Raw genomic sequence first — 18928 nt, forward strand, 5'->3', positions numbered from 1 at the left:
GCACCGCTTGGCTCCTGGCGATGTGATGCGGGACCGGATCAAGCGCGTCATCGTGGAGGCCGACGGCGGCTCGCGTGGCAACCCCGGCAGGGCGGCGTACGGCGCGCTGGTCAAGGACGCCGACACCGGTGAGGTGCTCGCGGAGGAGGGCACCACCCTCGGGGTGGCCAGCAACAACGTGGCGGAGTACCGCGGACTGATCGCCGGACTCACCATGGCCGCCGAGATCGCCCCCGATGCCGACATCGAGGTCCGGATGGACTCCAAGCTGGTCGTCGAGCAGATGAGCGGCAACTGGAAGATCAAGCACCCCGACATGCGGCCGCTGGCCATGGAGGCCAACCGCCTGACGAGCAGCAGGCGAGGCGGCACGACGTACACCTGGGTGCCGCGCGAGCAGAACAAGCACGCCGACCGGCTGGCCAACGAGGCGCTCGACGGCAAGCGGACCGGGATCACCTGGCACATCGGTGAGCACGCGCGCCCGGGGGCCGACGAGGAGGCGGACTCCGCGGTCGAGGAGGCGCAGAGCCCCGAGGGGCAGCGGTCGATCCAGACCGAGGTGTCCGGCTACCGCGGCTGGTCACCGCCCGGCGGGCCGGTGACGACGCTGATCCTGGTGCGGCACGGCGCCACGTCGCTGACGGCCGAGAAGCGGTTCTCCGGCGGGCTCGCCGGCAGCAATCCCGGACTCACCGACGAAGGCCGAGCCCAGGTCCGCGAGGTCGCCGACTGGCTCGCTCCGATCGGCGAGGCGGTCGACGTCGTGGTCACCTCGCCCGTACGCCGGACCCGCGAGTCAGCCGAGATCGTGGCCGAACGCCTCGAGGCGGCCCTGGTCGAGGAGCCCGGGTTCGCGGAGATGGAGTTCGGCAGCTGGGACGGGATGACGTTCGCCGAGGTCCGCGACCGGCGCCCGGACGAGATCGATGCCTGGCTCGGCCACCTCGACGTCGCTCCCGGTGGTGGTGAGACGTTCCGCGAGGTCGAGAAGCGGGTGGAGGATGCGCTGTCGCGCGTGCTCGAGACGTACGTCGGCAAGACCGTCGTCGTGGTCAGCCACGTGACGCCGATCAAGATCCTGGTCGCCCACGCCGTCGATGCCCCGCTGTCCGCGCTGTTCCGGATGGAGCTCTCGACCGCGTCGGTCAGCGTCGTGTCGTTCTTCCCCGAGCCGAGCAGCGACGGCGTCCGCGGCTCGATGCGGCTCTACAACGCCCAGCCACCCGGTGCCGGCCAGATGCTCGACCCGCAGCGCTGGTGAACCCGTCAGAGCTCGCTGACGACGACGTCGAGCCGGATGCCGGTCCTGGTCGCCGGCCCGGTCTCGACGATCCAGCCGAGGTCGGCCAGCAGGGTCGCGAGCGCCGTCGCCGTGCGCGCGTCGCGGCCGTTCTCGAGGACGGTGCGGACCAACCGTCCCTTGGTGGCCTTGTTGAAATGGCTGACCACCTGGCGGCTGCCGTTCATCTCGTGCAGCACCCGGAGTCTGACCACCCGGCGGGCCAGGTCGGGTGCGGGCCGCCAGAACGCCGCGTACGTCGTCGAGCGCAGGTCGACGACGAGCCCGCTGCCGGCTCGCCCTCGCACGACCGGGTCGAGATGGGTCCGCCAGTGCGCCGCCACGCCGCCGAGCCCGGGCAGCGTGACGCCGCCCCCGAGCCGGTACGGCGCGATCCGCTCACCCGGGCGGACCAGCCCGTACAGCGACGACACGATCGCCACCCGGGCCAGGGCCCGTCGATGGGCCGAGGCGTCGAGGGCCGTGAGGCCGAGGGCGTCGTAGAGGACGCCGGTGTAGATCCGTTCCGCGGGTGCCGCCGGCAGCGCCCCGAGCCGCGCGTTACGTCGTACGTCGTCGACCTGGCCGGGGCTGAGCCCCAGCACCCGGATCGCCTCGTCCTCGGGGCCCCGGCACAATCCGACCAGGGCCTCGAGCACCTCCCGACGCGCGTCCGCCAGGACTCCGGCGCCGAGGTCGATCGGCTTCCCCCGCTGCGGCTCGGCCTTGCCCTCGCTGGGCGGCAGCAGGATCAGCACGCGGCGAGGCTAGCGCCCGAACCTCATCACTAGGGTGGGGGCATGTCCTCGAGCCGAGTCGTGCGTGTCCACGCCCGAGACGAGGTCGCCGCGCAGTCGTTGCGCGACGGGATCGCACGGATCCAGTCGGAGCTCGAGGTGACGCCGGCGTTCCCGGCCGAGGTCGAGGAGGCGGCGAGCCGGGCCGCAGCGGCGCCGCGGCTGCCCGATCTCGACCGCACCGACATCCCGTTCGTGACGATCGACCCGGCGTCGTCGATGGATCTCGACCAGGCGCTCCACATCGAGCGTGAGGGCTCGGGCTACGTCGTGCACTACGCGATCGCCGACGTCGCGGCGTTCGTGCGATCCGGCGACGCCGTCGACGTCGCCTCCCACGCACGCGGCGAGACGTTGTACGGCGCCGACTCCAAGATCCCGCTCCACCCGACGTCCCTCTCGGAGGGCGCCGCCTCTCTGCTGCCCGATCAGGTGAGGCCGGCCCTGCTCTGGACGATCCACGTGGACGACACCGGCGAGGGCACCGACGTCCACGTCGGCCGCGCGCAGGTCAGGTCGCGGGCGAAGCTCGACTACGTCGGTGTCCAGCAGGCCATCGACGACGGCACGGCCGACGAGGTGCTGCTGCTGCTCAAGGAGGTCGGCGAGCTCCGGCTGCAACGTGAGGCGGCGCGCGGCGGCATCTCGCTGCCACTGCCCGAGCAGGAGGTCGAGATCACCGGAGACCGGTGGTCGCTGGAGTTCCGTTCGATGATCCCGGCCGAGACGTGGAACGCCCAGATCTCGATGCTGACCGGCTTCGCCGCGGCGTCCCTGATGGTCTACGCACGCGTCGGCCTGCTGCGCACGCTGCCTCCGCCGCGCCAGCACGACTTGCAGCGCCTGCACCGCGTCGCGCGGGCGCTCCACATCGACTGGCCCGCCGAGCAGCTGTACCCCGACTTCATCCGCAACCTCGACTCCCGCAAGCCCGCCGAAGCCGCGATGATCACGGCCTGTGCCAGGCTCCTGCGCGGCAGTGGGTACGTCGCGTTCGACGGCGAGATGCCGGCCGACCCGATCCACGCGGCACTCGCCTCGGAGTACGCCCACGTGACCGCCCCCCTGCGCCGGCTCGGTGATCGGTACGCCGGCGAGATCTGCGTGGCGCTGTGCGCCGGCACCGACGTCCCGACATGGGTTCTCGCCACGCTGTCGGAGATCCCCGACGTGATGAAGGACGCCGGACGCCGAGCCGCCCAGTACGAAGCCATGGTGCTCGGCCTGGTCGAGGCCGGGATCCTGCATCAGCGGGTGGGAGAGACCTTCGAAGGGGTCGTCACGGACGTCGACGAGAAGGACGACACCCGCGGCAGGATCACGATCCAGGACCCCGCCGTCGAGGCGCGCGTGACCTCCTCCGCCGCGCTGCCCCTGGGCACCGAGGCCGAGGTGCGGCTGACCCAGGCCGACATCGACTCCAGGTCGGTCGTCTTCCAGATCGACTGACCCGGGCGCGTGTGAGCGAGGTCCCACACCGCGAAGTTGCCGAGGATTTCGCGCTGAGCGACGAATGCGCTTAACCTTCTGTTGAGACTTCGTCGGGTTGCGACCGACCGGCAATCCCCCCCTCGCCGGACCACCGGGAGCGCCCGACGATGGGCCCAGACACCCCCCAAGACTGTGGCCCTCAAGACGACCGCCCCACCCGCGCGCCTCGCGCTGCCGGTGGGGCGGTCTGTCTGTGGCGGCAACGGCCGCTGCCCCGGCATCGTGCGCGAGCTGCTGCGCGACGCGCGGATCTGCCGCGGGGGCGCGCCGTCGTACGCCGTCGCGTGGCCGGACCAGCCGTCGGTGGTCAGCTCGGAGGCGGCTGGCGGGGTGTGAACGTCACCGCGGCCGGCTCCTCACCGGGCCAGCTCAGGGTGGTGACCGGTGCCGGAGTGGTGGCGACGACCCGGCCGTGTGCGACGACGTGGGTGGGGCGCACCTGGCGCCGCACCGCGTCGTACCCGTCGACCGCGGGCAGCAGCAGGAAGCTCGCCGGCGCGCCGGCGCGGACGCCGTACGCATCGCCGAGCCCGAGCACGGCGGCCGCGCGCGAGGTGACCATCCCGAAAGCCTCCTCGATCTCGTCGCGCGAGAGCAGCTGCGTGGCGTGGGTGCCGACATGGGCGACCTGGAGCGAGTTGGCGGTGCCGAGCGGGTACCACGGGTCCATCACGTCGTCGTGCCCGAAGGCGACGTTGACCCCGGCGGCCAGCAGCTCCTTGACCTGGGTCAGCCCGCGGCGCTTCGGGTAGTCGTCGAAGCGGCCCTGCAGGTGCAGGCTCACCATCGGGTTGCAGACCATGTTGATGCCGGACCGGGCGATGATCCGGTGCAGCTTGTAGCTGTACGCCGGGTTGTACGAGCCCATGGCCGTCGTGTGGCTGGCGGTCACCCGCTCGCGCAGGCCCGACCTGGCCGCCCGCGTGGCGAGCACCTCGACGAACCGCGACTGCTCGTCATCGATCTCGTCGCAGTGGGCGTCGACGCGCAGGCCGTGCCGGTCGGCGAGGTCGACGGCGATCTCCACCGAGCGCACGCCGTCCTCCCGGGTGTCCTCGAAGTGCGGGATCGCACCGATCACGTCGACGCCACGCCGGGCCGACTCGGTCAGCAGCTCCTCGCCGCCCGGGAACGAGCAGATGCCCTCCTGGGGGAAGGCCACCAGCTGCAGGTTCACCACGTCGCGGACCCGGTCGCGGACCTCGAGGAGTGCGTCGAGCGCGACCAGTGACGGGTCGGTGACGTCGACGTGGCTGCGGACGTGGAGGGTGCCGTTCGCGGCGTACCAGCGCAGGGTCTGCTCGGCCCGTTCGATCACGTCCTCGCGGGTGAGCATCGGCTTGCGCTCGGCCCAGCAGGCGATGCCCTCCCATAGCGTGCCGCTCTTGTTCCAGCGCGGCTGACCGGCGGTGAGCGCCGCATCGAGGTGCACGTGCGGCTCGACGAACGGCGGGGTCGCCCAGGCGCCGCCGCCCGCGATGACCTCCCGGGCCTCGACCGGATCGTCGGCGACGGGGGTAGCGCCGACGATCCGGCCGCCGTCGACGTGGAGGTCGACGGCCGAGAGCTCGCCGGTCTCCTCGTCGCGGACCCGGACGTCTCGGACCAGCAGGTCGATCACGAGCCGCTCTCCGGACGTGCCATGAGGCAACAGATCTCGAACCCGAGCGTCGCCGCGGCCAGCGACGTGATCTCGGCGTGGTCGTAGGCCGGGCTGACCTCGACCAGGTCGGAGGCGACGATCTGCTCGCGGGGCAGGGCGCGCACCAGCGCAAGCAGCTCGCGCGAGGTCAGACCTCCCATCTCCGGCGTTCCGGTGCCGGGTGCGAACGCCGGATCCAGGACGTCGATGTCGATGGAGAGGTAGATCGGGTTGTCTCCGACGCGACGTCGTACCCGCTCGGCGACCTCGGCCACGCCGAGCCGGTCGATGTCGTCGGCCCGGATGATCTCGAAGCCGAACCGGGCGTCGTCGACGAGGTCCTGCGCACTGTAGAGCGGGCCGCGGATGCCGACATGGCTGCCGGCGTCCTGGATCAGCAGTCCCTCCTCGTGCGCGCGCCGGAAGATCGTGCCGTGGGTGCGGTCCGCCCCGAAGTAGCTGTTCCAGGTGTCGAGGTGCGCGTCGAAGTGGATCAGCGCGACCGGACCGTGCTTGCGGGCGACGGCGCGCAGGCCACCGAGGGCGATGGTGTGGTCGCCGCCCAGCATGACCGGGCGCCCCTCGGACGCGAGCAGCTCGTGGACGCCGTCGTCGACCTGTTGGAGGGCGGCGTCGATGTCGAACGGGTTGCACGGCACGTCCCCGGCATCGACCGCCTGCAGCACGGCGTACGGCGAGACGTCCTGGGCCGGGTTGTACGCCGGCCGGAGGTGCCGGGACGCCTGTCGGATCGCGCTCGGACCGAAGCGGGCGCCGGGGCGGAACGAGACGCCGCCGTCGAACGGCGCGCCGAGCAGCGCGACGTCGAAGCGGCCGACCTCGTCGATCCGGGGGAGGCGGGCGAACGTCGAGGCACCGGCGTACCGCGGCACCTGGGTGCCGTCGACGGGTCCGAGAGGTGTGTCGGTCATGGGGTGCTCATCGGATCTCCGGCTGGGGGAAGACGCGGGGGGTCAGCGCGAGCGAGCGGACGTGCTCGGCGATCTCGCGGCCGGTGGCGAACCAGAGTCCGGACAGGCCGGCCATGGTCTCGATCAGGGTCTCGAGCGCCCGGAGGCGGCCGAGGCGCCCGCTCAGGAAGGGGTGGATGGTCAAAGTGAAGCACGAGCCGTGCCGGTGTGCCTCGGTCAGCTCGCCGGTCCACAACGCGAGCGCCTTCGCGGGGTCCTCGATGACTCCGGGGCCGAACAGGTCGGGCACGAACGCGAACTGCTCCCAGTCGTCGAGCGCCCACGCGACCGGGATCTCGACGATGCTCCTCGCGCCGGCGCCCGGGCGCTCGGCCAACTCGTAGGGAAGGTCGGAGTCCATCAGGCTGGAGTCGTAGACGAACCCGCGGTCGAGCAGCAGCTCGGCGCTGGCGTACGTCGTCTCCCACATGGGGGCGCGGTACCCCACCGGCCTGACCCCGACGACCCGCTCGAGCGCGTCGAGGCCGCGGTCGAGCACGTCGGCCTCCTGCTGCCGGGTCATCCCGGCGATGGCCTCGTGGAGGTAGCCGTGGTGGGCGATCTCGTGGCCCTCGTCGCGCACCCGCCGGAGCAGGTCGGGGTAGCGCTCGGCGGTGTAGCCCGGGCAGAAGAACGTCGCGCGCAGGTCGTGCCGCGTCAACAGGTCGAGGACTCGCGGCATCCCGGTCAACGGCCCGTACGCCTGGTGAGACATCGCCGAGAGCCGGTTTCGGCTCTCGGGGTCGACGGTGAGCGCGACGTCCTCGGCGTCCATGTCGAAGCCGAGGAACGCCGCGGCGCGTCCGCCGTCCGGCCAGGCGACCGGTCCGGCCGGCTGGGTCACGTCGTGGGTCTGCTCCTCGTCGGGACCCGGCATCACGCGCTTTCGGCGCCGAGGGCGGGCGTCGCGGGGGCAGTACGACGCGACAGTGCGACGTAGGAGAGGAAGCCGGCCACGATCGCACCCGCCAGCCAGGACAGGTCGATGCCACCGAGGTGCTTGGCGGCCGGACCCTGGAGATAGGACGGGATGCCGTACTCGAACATCCAGGTCGCCACCATGCCGAGCAGGAACGGGATGATCGCCTCCCAGATCACGTCCGGGACGTGGGGAGAGCCCGGTGGCTCGAAGAGGGCGTTGACGTCGATCTGCTGCTTGGCGATGCCGTAGTAGTACACGAGCATGATCGCGCCCCACGGCGCCACCCAGGTGACAAGCCCGGCGAGCCAGCCGTCGAGGTTCGTCGCGAAGTCGCCGTTGAGGATCAGGTAGATCGTGAAGATCGTGGCGAGGACGCCCACGCCGTACGACAGCCGACGTCGGTCGATGTTCCAGTCGAGGGTCTGCGCGCACAGGCCGCACGAGTAGATGTTGAGCACGTTCGTGGCGATCGGCCCGTGGAGCACCAGCAGGAGCACGGGGATCGCCAGGCCGCCGAACGCATTGACGACGAGCTGACCGGGGTCGATGTCCTGCGAGACGGTGGCCAGGGTGGCGCCGAAGATGCCGAGCCAGACGGTCGGGATGAACTGGCCGAGCACGCTGCCGAGGTAGAGCTTGCGGCGCGACACACTCCGCGAGACGAAGCGCGAGTAGTCCGACGCGTACGCGAACCAGGTGATGCCCCACCCGATGCCGATCGCGGTCATCAGGGTGGTCAGCGAGCTCCACAGCGCCTTGCCGTGCAGCCCGGCGCCGGCGTAGCCCCAGTCGACGTTGGTCGTGTCGGACGTCCAGGCCACGATCGTCATCGCCAGCAGCACGAGGATCGTGATCGGCACCGTCCAGCGCTCGAAGCGGGCGATCGCCCGGAAGCCGATCGCGGCCAGCCAGACCTGGATCGCCATGATCACGATCGCGACCGTGATCTTGAGCCCGTCGCCGCCGTGGATGCCGATCTTGTCGAAGAGCGCGACGACCAGGTCGAGGATGATCCAGGTGTTGATGGCGCACCAGCCGATGGCCAGCAGGCCCTGGAGGGCGGCGGGAAGGTAGGCGCCGCGCCTGCCGAACGCCGCGCGCGAGAGCACCATCTGGCTGACCGCGGTCTGCTGGCCCATCAGCACGAAGAAGCCGAAGACCGCCATCCCGATCAGGTTGCCGATGACCAGGACCCCGACCGTCTGCCACAGGCTCAGGCCGAGGTAGATGCCCAGGGCGCCGAGCACCCAGTTGATCGGGGCGATGTTGGCGCCCATCCAGATCCAGAACTGGTGGGCGACGGTGGAGGTCCGAGCGTTCTCCGGGATGGGGACGAGGGTGTGTTCGACGGCTTCGGTGACACCGAGCTCATCGGCGTTGATCGACACGGTTCCTCCGGGTCTGACGGGTGTTCGGCTGCCGGGCAGTCAATTCCCGCCTTGCATCATCTGTCAAGGTATGTTGTCGCATCAGTCAACGTCGTCACGTCCGTGCGCCGTGCCGATCTGCCGGTCCCGGGGAGGATGGTCATGTCGGTCGAGCCGCAGTCCGCGCCGCCCGACGGTGAGGTGGGCCCGCGACTGCGTCAGCTCCGGGAGCTGAAGGCGCTGTCGGCGCGCCAGGTGGCAGAGCGCGCCGGGGTGTCCGCGGCGTACCTCAGCCGCCTCGAGAACGGCCGGATCAGCCCGACCGTCGCCACCCTCGCCCGCCTGGTCTCGGCGATGGGGGAGACGATGGCGACGCTCTTCCAGGACGCCCCGGGCGTCGCGACCCCCGTCGTACGCCGCGCCCAGCGCCACCTGATGCGCAGCCGCGGCGTCTTCGACTCGCAGGTGACGCCGGGCTGGGCGACCCGGCTGGAGATCCTCGAGTCACTCGTCGAGCCCGGCGGGGGGAGCAGCGGCCGGCTGCACACCCACGCCGGCGAGGAGGAGTGCGTGCTCGTGCTCGAGGGCGAGCTCGAGCTCTGGCTCGCTACCGACCGCCACCACCTGGACGTCGGCGACTCCGCCACCTTCGACTGCCGTACCCCCCATCGTTGGCGCAACCCGTCCACCGAGCCGTCGCGGGTGCTCTGGATCATCACCCCGGCCAGCTACTGACGGGTCCGTCGGCGAAACGTTGGTTTCTCTGGGTGGCCGCCCGGGCCCAACAGGGGCACACTGGGGCGCGACCCTTTGACGTTCTCCGGGGGGATGAACGCGTGGATGACCGAGATGTGGCGTCGTTGGTAGGCGGTATCGCGATCGTGACCATGCTGATGGTCATCGGCTGGCTGCTGGTGGTGCGGGCTTCCGGCCCGAGCAGCGGCCCCGATCAGGCAGGTCTCAGCGGTGCGCTGTCCTCCGCTACCCCCTCCCTGCAGCAGCAGGTTCAGCCGGACCAGGTGCGGCGCTGCATCGAACCGGACCAGGCACGGCGCCCGCACGGGCACTCCACGAGCATGTTCCGGATGGGCAAGATGTCGCTGCCCGCGAGCCGGATCTGGCTGGCGTACGGCGTGCCCTGGTGCGCCTCCGCGGTGCCCTTGTCGTCCGCGGGGCCGTCGTCGACGGCGCCCTTCTCGTCCCTCGTGCCCTTCCAGTCCCTGATGCCCTTCCCGTCCGCGGCTCCCTCCACGTCCGCGGCGCCATCCACGTCCACAAGTCCATCCCCGTCCGAGCTGCCCTTCCCGTCCGGGCTGCCCTTCCCCTCTGGGCTGCCGTACTCGTCCCCGCCGTCGTCGTCGTCCGCCCCGCCGTCGTCGTCCGCCCCGCCGTCGTCGTCCGCACCGCCGTCGTCGTCCGCACCGCCCTCGTCGTCCGCACCGCCCTCGTCGCTCGCGTCCAGCTCGCCGTGAGTGCCGGTCTCGCCAGGGCTCGTCGACAGGGTCGCGTCGTCGTACCGTGACCGTCGTACGGTGGGGAGATGGCAGCCGGCGCGCTCCCGACGACCGCCGCCCTGGTGATGGCGGCGGCGTTGCTGGTCTCCTGTGGTGAAGCCTCCAGCCGGTCGAAGGAGTCGGCCCCACAGCCGGCACAGCGGCCGGCACAGCGGCCGGCACAGTCGTCGCCGCGTGCGCCGTCCGCACCTCCGTCGGTGCGCGATGCCGTCGAGACGAAGGTCTCTCGGGTCACGGTCAGCGACGGGCGACCACGGCCGGCGACGCTGACCATCCCTGCCCTGGGACTCCATGACCTGGCTGTCGTGCCCTATCGCGGCCGGACCGACGACGCGCACGGCACCCTCATCCAGGACGGCGGCGCGGCAGCGAGTCCGTTCGGTGCCCACGGAGGCGTCGGCCCGGGTGGGCTCGGCAACTACCAGATCACTGCCGCGGTGCCGGGCCGTCCGGGTGCGCCGCCCAGGCGGGCGTTCCTCACCCTGTCCACCTGCGCGACGTGGGAGGACCATGCCGCTGGCAACTACTGGGTCGACGAGCTCCACAACCCCGAGCACCGCCTCGACAAGATCGGCGTGCTCGTGCGGACCGTGTCGATCTAGCGGGTCTCCCACGTCGGAAGCGCCTGCTGCGCGATGACACTCATCCGACCAGGATGACGCTAGGTCGTCCAGATCGCCGGAGGGTTGGGTTCCGACAACGCCGGAGCGAGGGGATAGGGCCCGCGTGAACCTTCTCGTCGGCCTTGCCGTGATGATCGTCGTCACCGCCCTGACCGTCTCATCGATGCTGTTGGTGCGTCGACGCGCACCGGAGGGCAGCTACTTCACCGACGGTGATCGTGCCTCGGGAGTGTTCGGGGTTCTGGCCACGGGTTTCTCGGTGCTGCTCGGGTTCATCATCTTCCTGGGGTTCACGTCGTACGACGCCTCGCGGTCGGGCGCCGAGGAGGAGGCGACCATCGTGGCGCAACAGGTCCAGACGGCTCAGTTCCTCCCCGGGGACTCACCGACGAGGCTCACCGGGGAGCTGACCTGCTACGCCCGTTCGGTGGCGGGGACGGAGTGGAACGCCCAAGGCGACGGAACCCTGGGCGACCAGATCAACCCGTGGGGTGCCGCGATGTTCAAGACGATCTCGCAGGTCCACCCACGGACGGCGACGGAGCAGTCCGCCTACGACCGCTGGATGGACCAGACCTCGGATCGTGAGCAGGCGCGGATCGCGCGGGTGCACGGCGCGGAAGGGATCATCCCGGCGCCCCTGTGGGTGGTCCTCTTCGTGATCTCCGGTGTCATCTTCGGCTATCTGTTGTTCTTCGCCGACCCGGCAGAGGGCGCCGTCACGCAGGGCATGCTCATCGGCAGCGTGACGGTCGTGATCACGCTCCTCCTGATGCTCCTGGTGTTCTTCAACCACCCGCACGGCGCAGGGGTGGGCAGGCTTCAGCCCACGGCGATGGAGCGAACCATCCGACTGATCGACACGGAGGTCGGGGTGGCCGGACTCACGGTGACGCCTCCCTGTGACGAGGACGGGAATGTCCGCTAGCGAACCGGTGACCGAGAGCCGGTCCTGGCAGGAGCTACTGGTCACCGTGCTGCTGGTGGTGGCCGCGCTTGGCACGTCGTGGAGCAGCTACCAGGCCACCCGGTGGAACGGCGAGCAGGCGGCCGCGGCGGGGCGCACCAACGCCATCCGGATCGATGCCGCGCGGGCCCAGGGCCTGTCCCAGTCCCAGACGCAGGTCGATGTCGCCACCTTCATCGCGTGGGCCGACGCGCACGGGCAGGGGGACCGCAAGCGCGCCGACTTCTTCGTGGAGCGCTTCCGCGACGAGTTCCGGCCGGCGTTCGAGGCGTGGATGGCGACCAGGCCGTTCACGAACGCCGATGCGCCGCCGACGCCGTTCGCCATGGACGAGTACCAGGTCGCCTCCCGAGACGAGGCGGCGCGGCTCGACGCCTCCGCCGAGGCGTCGGCTGCGGAGGTGCGTCTCGACATCCAGCGGTCCAGCAACTACGTGCTGACCGTCGTGCTCTACGCTGTGGTGCTGTTCTTCGCCGGGATGAGCACGAGGCTGCGGAACCGTCGCCTGCGCTGGGTGCTGACGGTGGCGGGATGTGCCGTCCTGGTCGCCGCTCTCACCTGGGTCGCGACCCTCCCGGTGAGCGTCGCGGTCTGAGACCACGTGGGCCGCAGGTGACGGGGCCGGGATTTCCCGGCCTAGGGTCGTCGACACCATGAACCGCGACGACGTCCTCGCCTTCTGTCTCGGTCTTCCCGGGGCACAGGAGACCTATCCCTTCGGAGACGGCGTGGCCGTCTGCAAGGTCGGCGGGAAGATGTTCGCCCTGGTGAACCTCGAGGACGACCCCGTCGTCAACCTCAAGTGCGATCCGGCCCGCGCTCTCGAGCTGCGCACGGCGTACCCCGGCATCCGCCCGGGATACCACCAGGACAAGCGGCACTGGAACTCGGTCGACCTCGACGGATCCATGGAGGACGACGTGGTCCGCGGCCTGATCGAGGACTCCTACGACCTCGTGGTCGCCGGCCTCACCCGAGCCGTGCGCGACCAGTTGCGGCTCGCGGCGGCATCGGCATCTGAACGGTGCCGGGGACGCCGCGATGGCGGAGGGGCTGGTCTGTAGGCCGGGTTCTGTTCCCGGGTGCCTCGCGGCGTCCCGTTCGGCGGCCATCCATCTCGGACCACCGTTGCCGATGGTCTCGTGCGGTCCACCCGCGCACTCGGGCGGGCAGCCCTCGGACGTGCGCTGTTCGACCTTGCTCCGGGCGGGGTTTGCCAAGCCGGTCCGGTCGCCCGGGCCGCTGGTGGTCTCTTGCACCACCGTTTCACCCTTACCGCGGTCCGAAGACCACGGCGGTCTGTTCTCTGTGGCACTGTCCCGCGGATTGCTCCGGGTGGGTGTTGCCCACCGCCCTGCCCTGGGGAGCCCGGACCTTCCTCGACGTAAGCAGTACGCCGCGGCCGCCCGACCAACCCCTCCGCGCCGACATCGTAGGGCCATCGGGATGTGCCCGGGAAATGGCGGAACGCCGGGCCGACCCGGTGAGGGTGGTCGACCCGGCGTTCCAGATGTGACGCCCGAGGGCGTCGGGTCAGCCGATCCCGAGCATCAGCTGAGGTTCAGCGAGGTGTCGTCGATGACGAAGTTGCTGGCCAGCGAGACGTCCTCGGTCCCGGTCCACTTGATCGTCACCGTCGTGCCCGCGTACGACGACAGGTCGTAGGTGTGCACGGCGTACCCCGTGTTGTGGTTGAGGTTGCTGAACGTCGCCTTGGAGGCGCCGTTCGTGGTGAGCGTCAGCTTGTCGTACGCCGTGGTGCCCGTCGTCTCCGCGGTGTCGACGTGCAGGTAGAACGACAGCGATGCGTGACAGCCCGCCGGGATCGCCACCGACTGCGACAGCGTGTCGGTGTGGGTGGTCCCGTAGCCGTCCAGCCAGGCCTTCCAGCTGCCGGAGCGAGCCGGCTCACCGGTCGAGCTGTCGATGACACCGGACGTCGTGGCCCACACGGTGTTGCCGGACTCGAAGCCGGGGTTGCCCAGCCTCTGGCCGGAGCAGCCACCGCCACCACCGCCGCCGATCGTCCACGTGAACCCGATCGACCCGAAGGCGCCGGTCGTGTCCGTCGCCTTGACCGTCGGGTTGTACGTCGCAGCCGTGGTGGGCGTCCCGGTGATCAGGCCGGTCGAGGAGTTGATCGACAGACCCGCGGGCAGACCGGTCGCCGACCAGGTCAGCGTCTGGCCGGACTGCGAGTCGGTGCCGGTCATCTGCAGAGACGCGGCCGTGCCGACCGTGCCGGCCTGGTTGCCCGGGTTGTTCACGGTGACGGTGTTGGTGCCGCCACCACCGGTGCAGGTCGGGTCGCCGGACTGGGCCGGCACCGACACGGCGTTCCACGCGGCCTTGGTGGCGTTGAACAGCCCGCAGGTCGCGTCGAGGTTCTTCGCCGCGGTCAGCGTCCAGGTGCGGTACTTCAGGTACGACGACGAGCTGGTCTTCATCTGCATCGCGTTGTACATGATCTGCTCGGCCTTCTGGATGCCGACCCCGGTCACTGACGAGCTGTTGCAGGTCGGGCTGGTCGGCTGCCCGTTGGTCGGGCTGGTGCCCTCGGCCAGCAGGTAGAACCAGTGGTTGCCCGGACCGGCCGCCGCGTGGACCTCCTCGTTCGGGATGGACGACGAGTAGCAGTTGTCGTCACCGGCGAGCGAGGGGTTGTACATGTAGCGGATCGGGCCCGAGCCGACCAGGTTGACCGTCTCGCCGACCGTGAAGTCCGGGGTGTCGATCGGGTTGTTGGCGTACCACTCGGTCGCGGCGCCGAACGTGTCGGCGACGAACTCCTGGGTGCCGTTGCCCGAGATGCCGCCCGGGGTGTGGTCGTCGACGCCGTGACCCTGCTCATGGCCGAGCACGTCGAGCACCGGGATCCACTGGCCCTGGGTGTTGTGGCCGATCTGGACCTGGGTGCCGTCGTAGTAGGCGTTCTCGTCGTCGAGGCCGATGCGGATCGGCCAGCCGCCGCCGGAACCGTTCAGGCCGTTGCGGCCGTCCCACGTCGAGAGCATGTTGTTCTCGACGTTCTCGACGTACATCGCATCCACACATGCCGTCTCGCGGTCGGTCTTGACGCCGGTGCCCCAGTTGTCGTCCGGGCCAGTGAACGTCGTGTTGTTCGACGCGTTCTGGCACGAGATCGACGGGTGGTTCGGGTCGGTCATGGAGTACGTCGATCCCGAGTGCGTCGTCGGGATCGTCAGGCTGCTGCCGTCCCAGGCGGAGTTTCCGGTGCCGTCGGCGACGCGCTCACGGGCCTGCAGGACCTTGCCGCTGCGGGCGTTGACGACGACGTCCTTGATCGAGGGCTCAACGCCTCGGTGCCCGGTGACCCGCGTCTCCCAGCCGAGCCGGGACGTGGCGTTGTGCTGCCAGACGACGAGGTGGGCCGGGGTGTTGCCGGTGACGTTCGGGACCTGGCGCCGCGCCGTGCGCACCGCCGCGGCCTTGCCGAGGGTGGGCTCGACGGAGCGGAGGTGGACCTGGTGGGACTGAGCCACGGAGGTGCCGAGGATCTGGCCGTCGGAGTTCGTGACGACGACGAAGTCGCCGCCCACGACCGGCAGGCCGCGATAGGTGCGGTCGTACGGCGCGTACTGGATGCCGTGCGAGGACACGACGGGCTTGGCCTGGAACGCGTCGTGCGCGCTGACCTTGAGTGCCGGCGGCTTGCTGGCCACCAGCTGGCGTGCCGACTGGGCCGCCAGAGCACGCGCGCTCTGCCCGTGCGTCGGGGCGGCAGCGTTCGCGCCGTGGGGGACCGCGGCGAGTGCCGCCCCCACCAACGCAGCGGCCGCGAGCCCGCCGAGATGACTCCTGCTCATGCTGTCTCCTGGATCCGGGCCGTGGCCCTTCCGGACGGTTCCGCTCGGGGGGCGGATGCCGTCAGCGATGGCTCGACCGGGTGACGGCCGGGCCCACGGTCGCCCCGGGGTGCGGGGCGACCGTTGCGAACAGTGGCCCTCGCCGGGAGGGGGGTCAACGAGTCCCGATCTGCAGGTTTGTGCATTGCACGAAGATGAGCAGGAAGCCGCCGCGCCTCGGGTCTGCGCCGTACGGCGCGGGATGAACGGTCCAAGGGACCGGGCGACGACGAAAGAGTCCGCGGGGCGACCCAGGGCCGACGGAAAAGCTACGGCAGGGTCAGGATCTCGGCGCCGTCGTTGGTCACCAGCAGGGTGTGTTCGAACTGGGCGCTGGGCCGCCCGTCGGCGGTGACGACGGTCCAGCCGTCGTCCCACATCACCCACTCGTGCGTGCCCAGGTTGAGCATCGGCTCGATCGTGAAGGTCATCCCCGGCCGGATCTCGTCGTCGAAGCGGGGGTCGTCGTAGTGGGGGATGACCAGGCCGCTGTGGAACGACGTGCCGATGCCGTGGCCGGTGAACTCGCGCACCACGCCGTACCCGAACCTCCTGGCGTAGGCCTCGATCACGCGACCGACGACGTTGACACGGCGTCCGGGCTTGACGGCCCTGATCGCCCGCTCGAGCGCCTCGCGGGTGCGCTCGACGAGCAGGCGGGTCTCCTCGTCGACGTCGCCGGCGAGGAACGTGGCGTTGGTGTCTCCGTGCACGCCGTTGAGATAGGCGGTGATGTCGATGTTGACGATGTCGCCGTCCTCGAGCACGCGGGCGTCCGGGATGCCATGGCAGACGACCTCGTTGACGCTCGTACACAGCGACTTCGGGAAGCCCTTGTAGCCGAGGGTCGACGGGTAGGCGCCGTGGTCGCAGAGGTACTCGTGGCCGACCCGGTCGAGCTCGTCGGTAGTGACGCCGGGAGCGACGTGCTCGCCGACCACGTCGCGTGCCTGCGCGGCCAGCCGGCAGGCGATCCGGATCTTCTCGATCGTCTCGGCGTCCTTGACCTCGTTGCCGGTGAACGGCGCGGGCGCGGGCTTGTCGACGTACTCCGGTCGGGCGATGGACTCCGGCACGGAGCGACGCGGCGAGATCGTGGCCGGGGCGATCGCGGTCGTGGACATGGGTCGAGTCTACGGACGCTCGACCAGTCGGTCGTAGGCTCCTGTCCATGGCCAAGTACTGGTTCTGCGTCAAGCACCATGCGGTCGAGACGGGCCCCGACATCTGCCCGCCGATCGATCGATTGGGGCCCTACGACTCCGTGGCCGAGGCGGAGCGGGCGCTGGAGAAGGCGCAGGAGCGCAACGAGGAGTGGGACAACGACCCGGAGTGGAGCGACGAGACCGACTGGGCCGGGCTCCCGAAGCGCCGTCGCCCGGAGTGACGCCGGCAGCTCCGCGGCAGCCGTCGCGCCCCACCCAGCCGCCCGCTCCGCCACGGCTCTCGCCGCTGCCGTTCGCCGGGATGATCGGCCTGGCATGCGTGCTGTTCCTCGATCTCGGCAGCACGGTCGTGCTGCCGTGGTGGGGGGTCGCCCTGCTCGTGCTGGCCTGGGTGGCGCTCTTCGTCGTGGCGTGCGCCTGGTGGACGCCGCACCCGCGCCGGCTCCCGTGGCTGGCTGTCGTCGGGGTCGTGCTCTGGATCGTGGTCGTCGTCGGCGTCAACCTCGCGACCCGGTGAGCCTCGGATAGTACGTATCAAAAGGCCGGTCGCCGCACCCGGGCCACCCGCGGATTGATACGTACTATCGCCTAGAGCCACCCGTGGGAGGTGGCGATCTGGACGGCCTCGGAGCGGTTCGCGGCGCCGGTCTTGCCGATGGCCGAGGACAGGTGGTTGCGGACGGTCCCCTGGGAGAGATGGACCCGACCGGCGATCGTGGCCACGGCGGCGCCGTCGGCGGCGGCCCGGAGGACGTCGGTCTCGCGCTCGGTCAGGGGCGAATCACCGATGGTGAGGCTGTCCATGGCCAACGCCGGGTCGACGACGCGCAACCCTTGGTGCACCCGGCGTACGGCGTCGGCGAGCTGGGCCGCAGGTGTGTCCTTCACGATGAACCCGTCCGCACCGGACTGCATCGCCCGACGCAGGAACCCGGGGCGGCCGAACGTCGTGACGATCAGCACCCGCGTGGACGGTGAGACCCGTCGTACCTCGGCGGCCGCGCTGATCCCGTCGAGGCCCGGCATCTCAACGTCGAGGAGCGCGACGTCGGGCCGGTGTTCGAGCACGGCCGGGACGACCGCGTCGCCGGAGGCGACCTCGGCGACGACCTCGAGGTCGGGCTCGAGGCTCAGCAAGGCCGAGAGGGCGCCGCGCACGAGCGCCTGGTCATCGGCCAGGAGGATCCGGATCGTCACGGGACGACGACCCTGAGCGAGAAGCCCGGGCTCAGCGACTGGGTGACGACCGTGCCACCGAGGGCGGCCGCGCGTTCGCGGAGACCGGTCAGGCCGTTGCCGACACCGGCGGCCTCCGCGCCGCGTCCGTCGTCGCGGACCTCGACCTCGTGCTCGCGGAGGACCACGGTGCAACGTCGGGCGCCGCTGTGCCGGATGACGTTGGTGATGCCCTCGCGCACCGCCCACGCGAAGAGCTCGCGCCGGTCACTCGGGATGTCGTCCGTCGTGTTCGGGAGCTCGGCGGTGATCTCGGCCGCGGACAGAGCCACCCGCGCGCGGGAGAGCTCGCCGGGGAGCGTCAGCTCGCGGTACCCCTCGACCGCGCGTCGTACGTCGGACAGCGCGTCGCGCGAGAGCCGCTCGAGGTCGGCCAGCTCGGCCCGTGCGCGGTCGGCGTCCACGTCGATGAGCCGGTTGGCCAGCTCGGCCTTCACCGTGATCACGGTCAGGGAGTGGCCGAGGATGTCGTGCAGGTCGCGGGCGAACCGGTTGCGCTCGTCGTCCAGGGCCAGCCGGGCGTTCTCCTCGCGGACGGCCAGCACCTCGGTGTTGCGGTTGATGGACTGCGAGATGCCCCAGATAGCCAGGGTCGCGACCAGCGTGCCAAAGAGGATGCCCTCGTCGCGGTGCCAACCGGGCACCCACACGGTCGCGGCGTACGCCGAGAGCGCCACGACGATCGACACCAGCCACGCCCAGCGGGTCTGTAGGCACATCACGCAGGCCACCGCGATGTAGACGGCCGCGGCATCGCCCTTCTGCCCGATCGTCGCGCTCATGATGACCGCCAGGACGATCAACGCGAGCACGACCGCGAGTCCCTGTGAGGCGCGCAGCGGTGACCGGAACGGCATCCCGGTACGCCGCCAGCGCATCGCCACGAAGACCGTCAGGTAGATCGCGGCGAACACCAGCGTGGCCACGACCCCGATCCAGCCGCGTAGGTCCTGCCGGTCCCACGCCGCGGCCAGGGGGGAGAGCAGGTAGAACAGCCAGATCGCGGCGAACATCAGCCCCCACCGACGCGGACCGGTGGGCCGGTCCGCGTCGACGGGGGTGGTGCTCATGGCCGACACGCCAG

19 protein-coding genes, 1 other RNA gene and 1 pseudogene are annotated in these 18928 nt (G+C 70.7%); 10 read left to right on the top strand and 11 right to left on the bottom strand.

From position 1 onward, the window contains the following. The first annotated feature begins 7 nt into the window (after positions 1-7). Complete coding sequence (locus VGJ24_RS02180) at positions 8-1264, top strand: bifunctional RNase H/acid phosphatase (RefSeq protein WP_331498835.1); 1257 nt, start codon at positions 8-10, stop codon at positions 1262-1264. Positions 1265-1269: 5 nt separating this feature from the next. Here the strand turns inward: VGJ24_RS02180 and VGJ24_RS02185 are convergent, their stop codons facing one another. Then, the gene (locus VGJ24_RS02185) at positions 1270-2040 is read right to left on the bottom strand and encodes a peroxide stress protein YaaA (RefSeq protein ID WP_331498837.1); all 771 of its coding nucleotides are present in this window, start codon (positions 2038-2040) and stop codon (positions 1270-1272) included. A gap of 42 nt (positions 2041-2082) precedes the next feature. Between VGJ24_RS02185 and VGJ24_RS02190 the strand changes: the two genes are divergently transcribed. Beyond that, positions 2083-3528: an RNB domain-containing ribonuclease gene (locus VGJ24_RS02190; protein ID WP_331498838.1), complete on the top strand. Its 1446-nt coding sequence runs from the start codon at positions 2083-2085 to the stop codon at positions 3526-3528. A 174-nt stretch (positions 3529-3702) separates the two neighbouring features. Next, the gene (locus VGJ24_RS02195) at positions 3703-3906 is read left to right on the top strand and encodes a hypothetical protein (protein ID WP_331498839.1); all 204 of its coding nucleotides are present in this window, start codon (positions 3703-3705) and stop codon (positions 3904-3906) included. On the opposite strand, the gene codA is transcribed toward VGJ24_RS02195, so the two are convergent. Genes codA through VGJ24_RS02215 form a run of 4 tightly spaced genes read right to left on the bottom strand, consistent with a single transcriptional unit; the run spans position 3878 to position 8493 of the window. Continuing rightward, entirely contained in the window at positions 3878-5191 is a 1314-nt protein-coding gene (codA, locus tag VGJ24_RS02200) for a cytosine deaminase (protein ID WP_331498840.1), read from the bottom strand. The two genes, VGJ24_RS02195 and codA, sit on opposite strands and share 29 nt — an antisense overlap. Further along, positions 5188-6144, bottom strand: coding sequence for an agmatinase (gene speB / locus VGJ24_RS02205; protein WP_331498841.1), 957 nt, complete (start codon positions 6142-6144; stop codon positions 5188-5190). The genes codA and speB overlap by 4 nt, the downstream gene beginning before the upstream one ends. A 7-nt stretch (positions 6145-6151) precedes the next feature. Next, a complete protein-coding gene (locus VGJ24_RS02210; protein WP_331498843.1) occupies positions 6152-7060 on the bottom strand; it encodes a polysaccharide deacetylase in 909 nt (302 codons plus the stop codon). Next, entirely contained in the window at positions 7060-8493 is a 1434-nt protein-coding gene (locus VGJ24_RS02215; RefSeq protein WP_331498844.1) for a cytosine permease, read from the bottom strand. Before VGJ24_RS02215 ends, VGJ24_RS02210 begins: the two co-directional genes overlap by 1 nt. A gap of 141 nt (positions 8494-8634) precedes the next feature. Between VGJ24_RS02215 and VGJ24_RS02220 the strand changes: the two genes are divergently transcribed. After that, positions 8635-9207: a cupin domain-containing protein gene (locus tag VGJ24_RS02220; protein ID WP_331498845.1), complete on the top strand. Its 573-nt coding sequence runs from the start codon at positions 8635-8637 to the stop codon at positions 9205-9207. Positions 9208-9478: 271 nt separating this feature from the next. On the opposite strand, the gene VGJ24_RS02225 is transcribed toward VGJ24_RS02220, so the two are convergent. Further along, positions 9479-9742 carry a hypothetical protein gene (locus tag VGJ24_RS02225; RefSeq protein ID WP_331498846.1) on the bottom strand — a complete coding sequence of 88 codons (264 nt, stop codon included), beginning with the start codon at positions 9740-9742 and terminating at the stop codon, positions 9479-9481. A gap of 270 nt (positions 9743-10012) precedes the next feature. Between VGJ24_RS02225 and VGJ24_RS02230 the strand changes: the two genes are divergently transcribed. From VGJ24_RS02230 to VGJ24_RS19585, 4 genes and pseudogenes are all read left to right on the top strand, one after another. Then, the gene (locus VGJ24_RS02230) at positions 10013-10588 is read left to right on the top strand and encodes a sortase (RefSeq protein WP_331498848.1); all 576 of its coding nucleotides are present in this window, start codon (positions 10013-10015) and stop codon (positions 10586-10588) included. A 124-nt stretch (positions 10589-10712) separates the two neighbouring features. Further along, on the top strand, positions 10713-11537 hold the full coding sequence (locus tag VGJ24_RS02235; protein ID WP_331498849.1) for a hypothetical protein: 825 nt from the start codon (positions 10713-10715) through the stop codon (positions 11535-11537). 7 nt (positions 11538-11544) lie between these two features. Continuing rightward, entirely contained in the window at positions 11545-12171 is a 627-nt protein-coding gene (locus VGJ24_RS02240; protein WP_331498850.1) for a hypothetical protein, read from the top strand. A 58-nt stretch (positions 12172-12229) separates the two neighbouring features. After that, positions 12230-12520, top strand: a pseudogene (locus VGJ24_RS19585) (MmcQ/YjbR family DNA-binding protein); the annotation flags it as partial. Between the two features lie 101 nt (positions 12521-12621). On the opposite strand, the gene rnpB reads toward VGJ24_RS19585, so the two are convergent. The 3 genes from rnpB to map all read right to left on the bottom strand — a co-directional run bounded on the left by rnpB (position 12622) and on the right by map (position 16566). Beyond that, positions 12622-12994: RNase P RNA component class A (gene rnpB / locus VGJ24_RS02245), an RNA gene on the bottom strand. Positions 12995-13126: 132 nt separating this feature from the next. Beyond that, a complete protein-coding gene (locus VGJ24_RS02250; protein ID WP_331498851.1) occupies positions 13127-15403 on the bottom strand; it encodes a M4 family metallopeptidase in 2277 nt (758 codons plus the stop codon). A gap of 308 nt (positions 15404-15711) precedes the next feature. After that, complete coding sequence (map, locus tag VGJ24_RS02255; RefSeq protein WP_331498852.1) at positions 15712-16566, bottom strand: type I methionyl aminopeptidase; 855 nt, start codon at positions 16564-16566, stop codon at positions 15712-15714. Between the two features lie 47 nt (positions 16567-16613). Between map and VGJ24_RS02260 the strand changes: the two genes are divergently transcribed. Together VGJ24_RS02260 and VGJ24_RS02265 are read left to right on the top strand one after the other, a co-directional pair. Continuing rightward, positions 16614-16829, top strand: coding sequence for a hypothetical protein (locus VGJ24_RS02260; protein ID WP_331498853.1), 216 nt, complete (start codon positions 16614-16616; stop codon positions 16827-16829). After that, positions 16826-17125: a hypothetical protein gene (locus tag VGJ24_RS02265; protein WP_331498854.1), complete on the top strand. Its 300-nt coding sequence runs from the start codon at positions 16826-16828 to the stop codon at positions 17123-17125. The genes VGJ24_RS02260 and VGJ24_RS02265 overlap by 4 nt, the downstream gene beginning before the upstream one ends. Before the next feature lie 71 nt (positions 17126-17196). Here the strand turns inward: VGJ24_RS02265 and VGJ24_RS02270 are convergent, their stop codons facing one another. Both VGJ24_RS02270 and VGJ24_RS02275 read right to left on the bottom strand, forming a co-directional pair. Continuing rightward, a complete protein-coding gene (locus tag VGJ24_RS02270) occupies positions 17197-17805 on the bottom strand; it encodes a response regulator transcription factor (RefSeq protein ID WP_331498856.1) in 609 nt (202 codons plus the stop codon). Next, the gene (locus tag VGJ24_RS02275) at positions 17802-18914 is read right to left on the bottom strand and encodes a sensor histidine kinase (RefSeq protein ID WP_331498858.1); all 1113 of its coding nucleotides are present in this window, start codon (positions 18912-18914) and stop codon (positions 17802-17804) included. Before VGJ24_RS02275 ends, VGJ24_RS02270 begins: the two co-directional genes overlap by 4 nt. Between the last annotated feature and the right edge of the window lie 14 nt (positions 18915-18928).

It is taken from the genome of Nocardioides sp. (assembly GCF_036493135.1).
In the GTDB taxonomy this organism is placed as follows: domain Bacteria; phylum Actinomycetota; class Actinomycetes; order Propionibacteriales; family Nocardioidaceae; genus Nocardioides.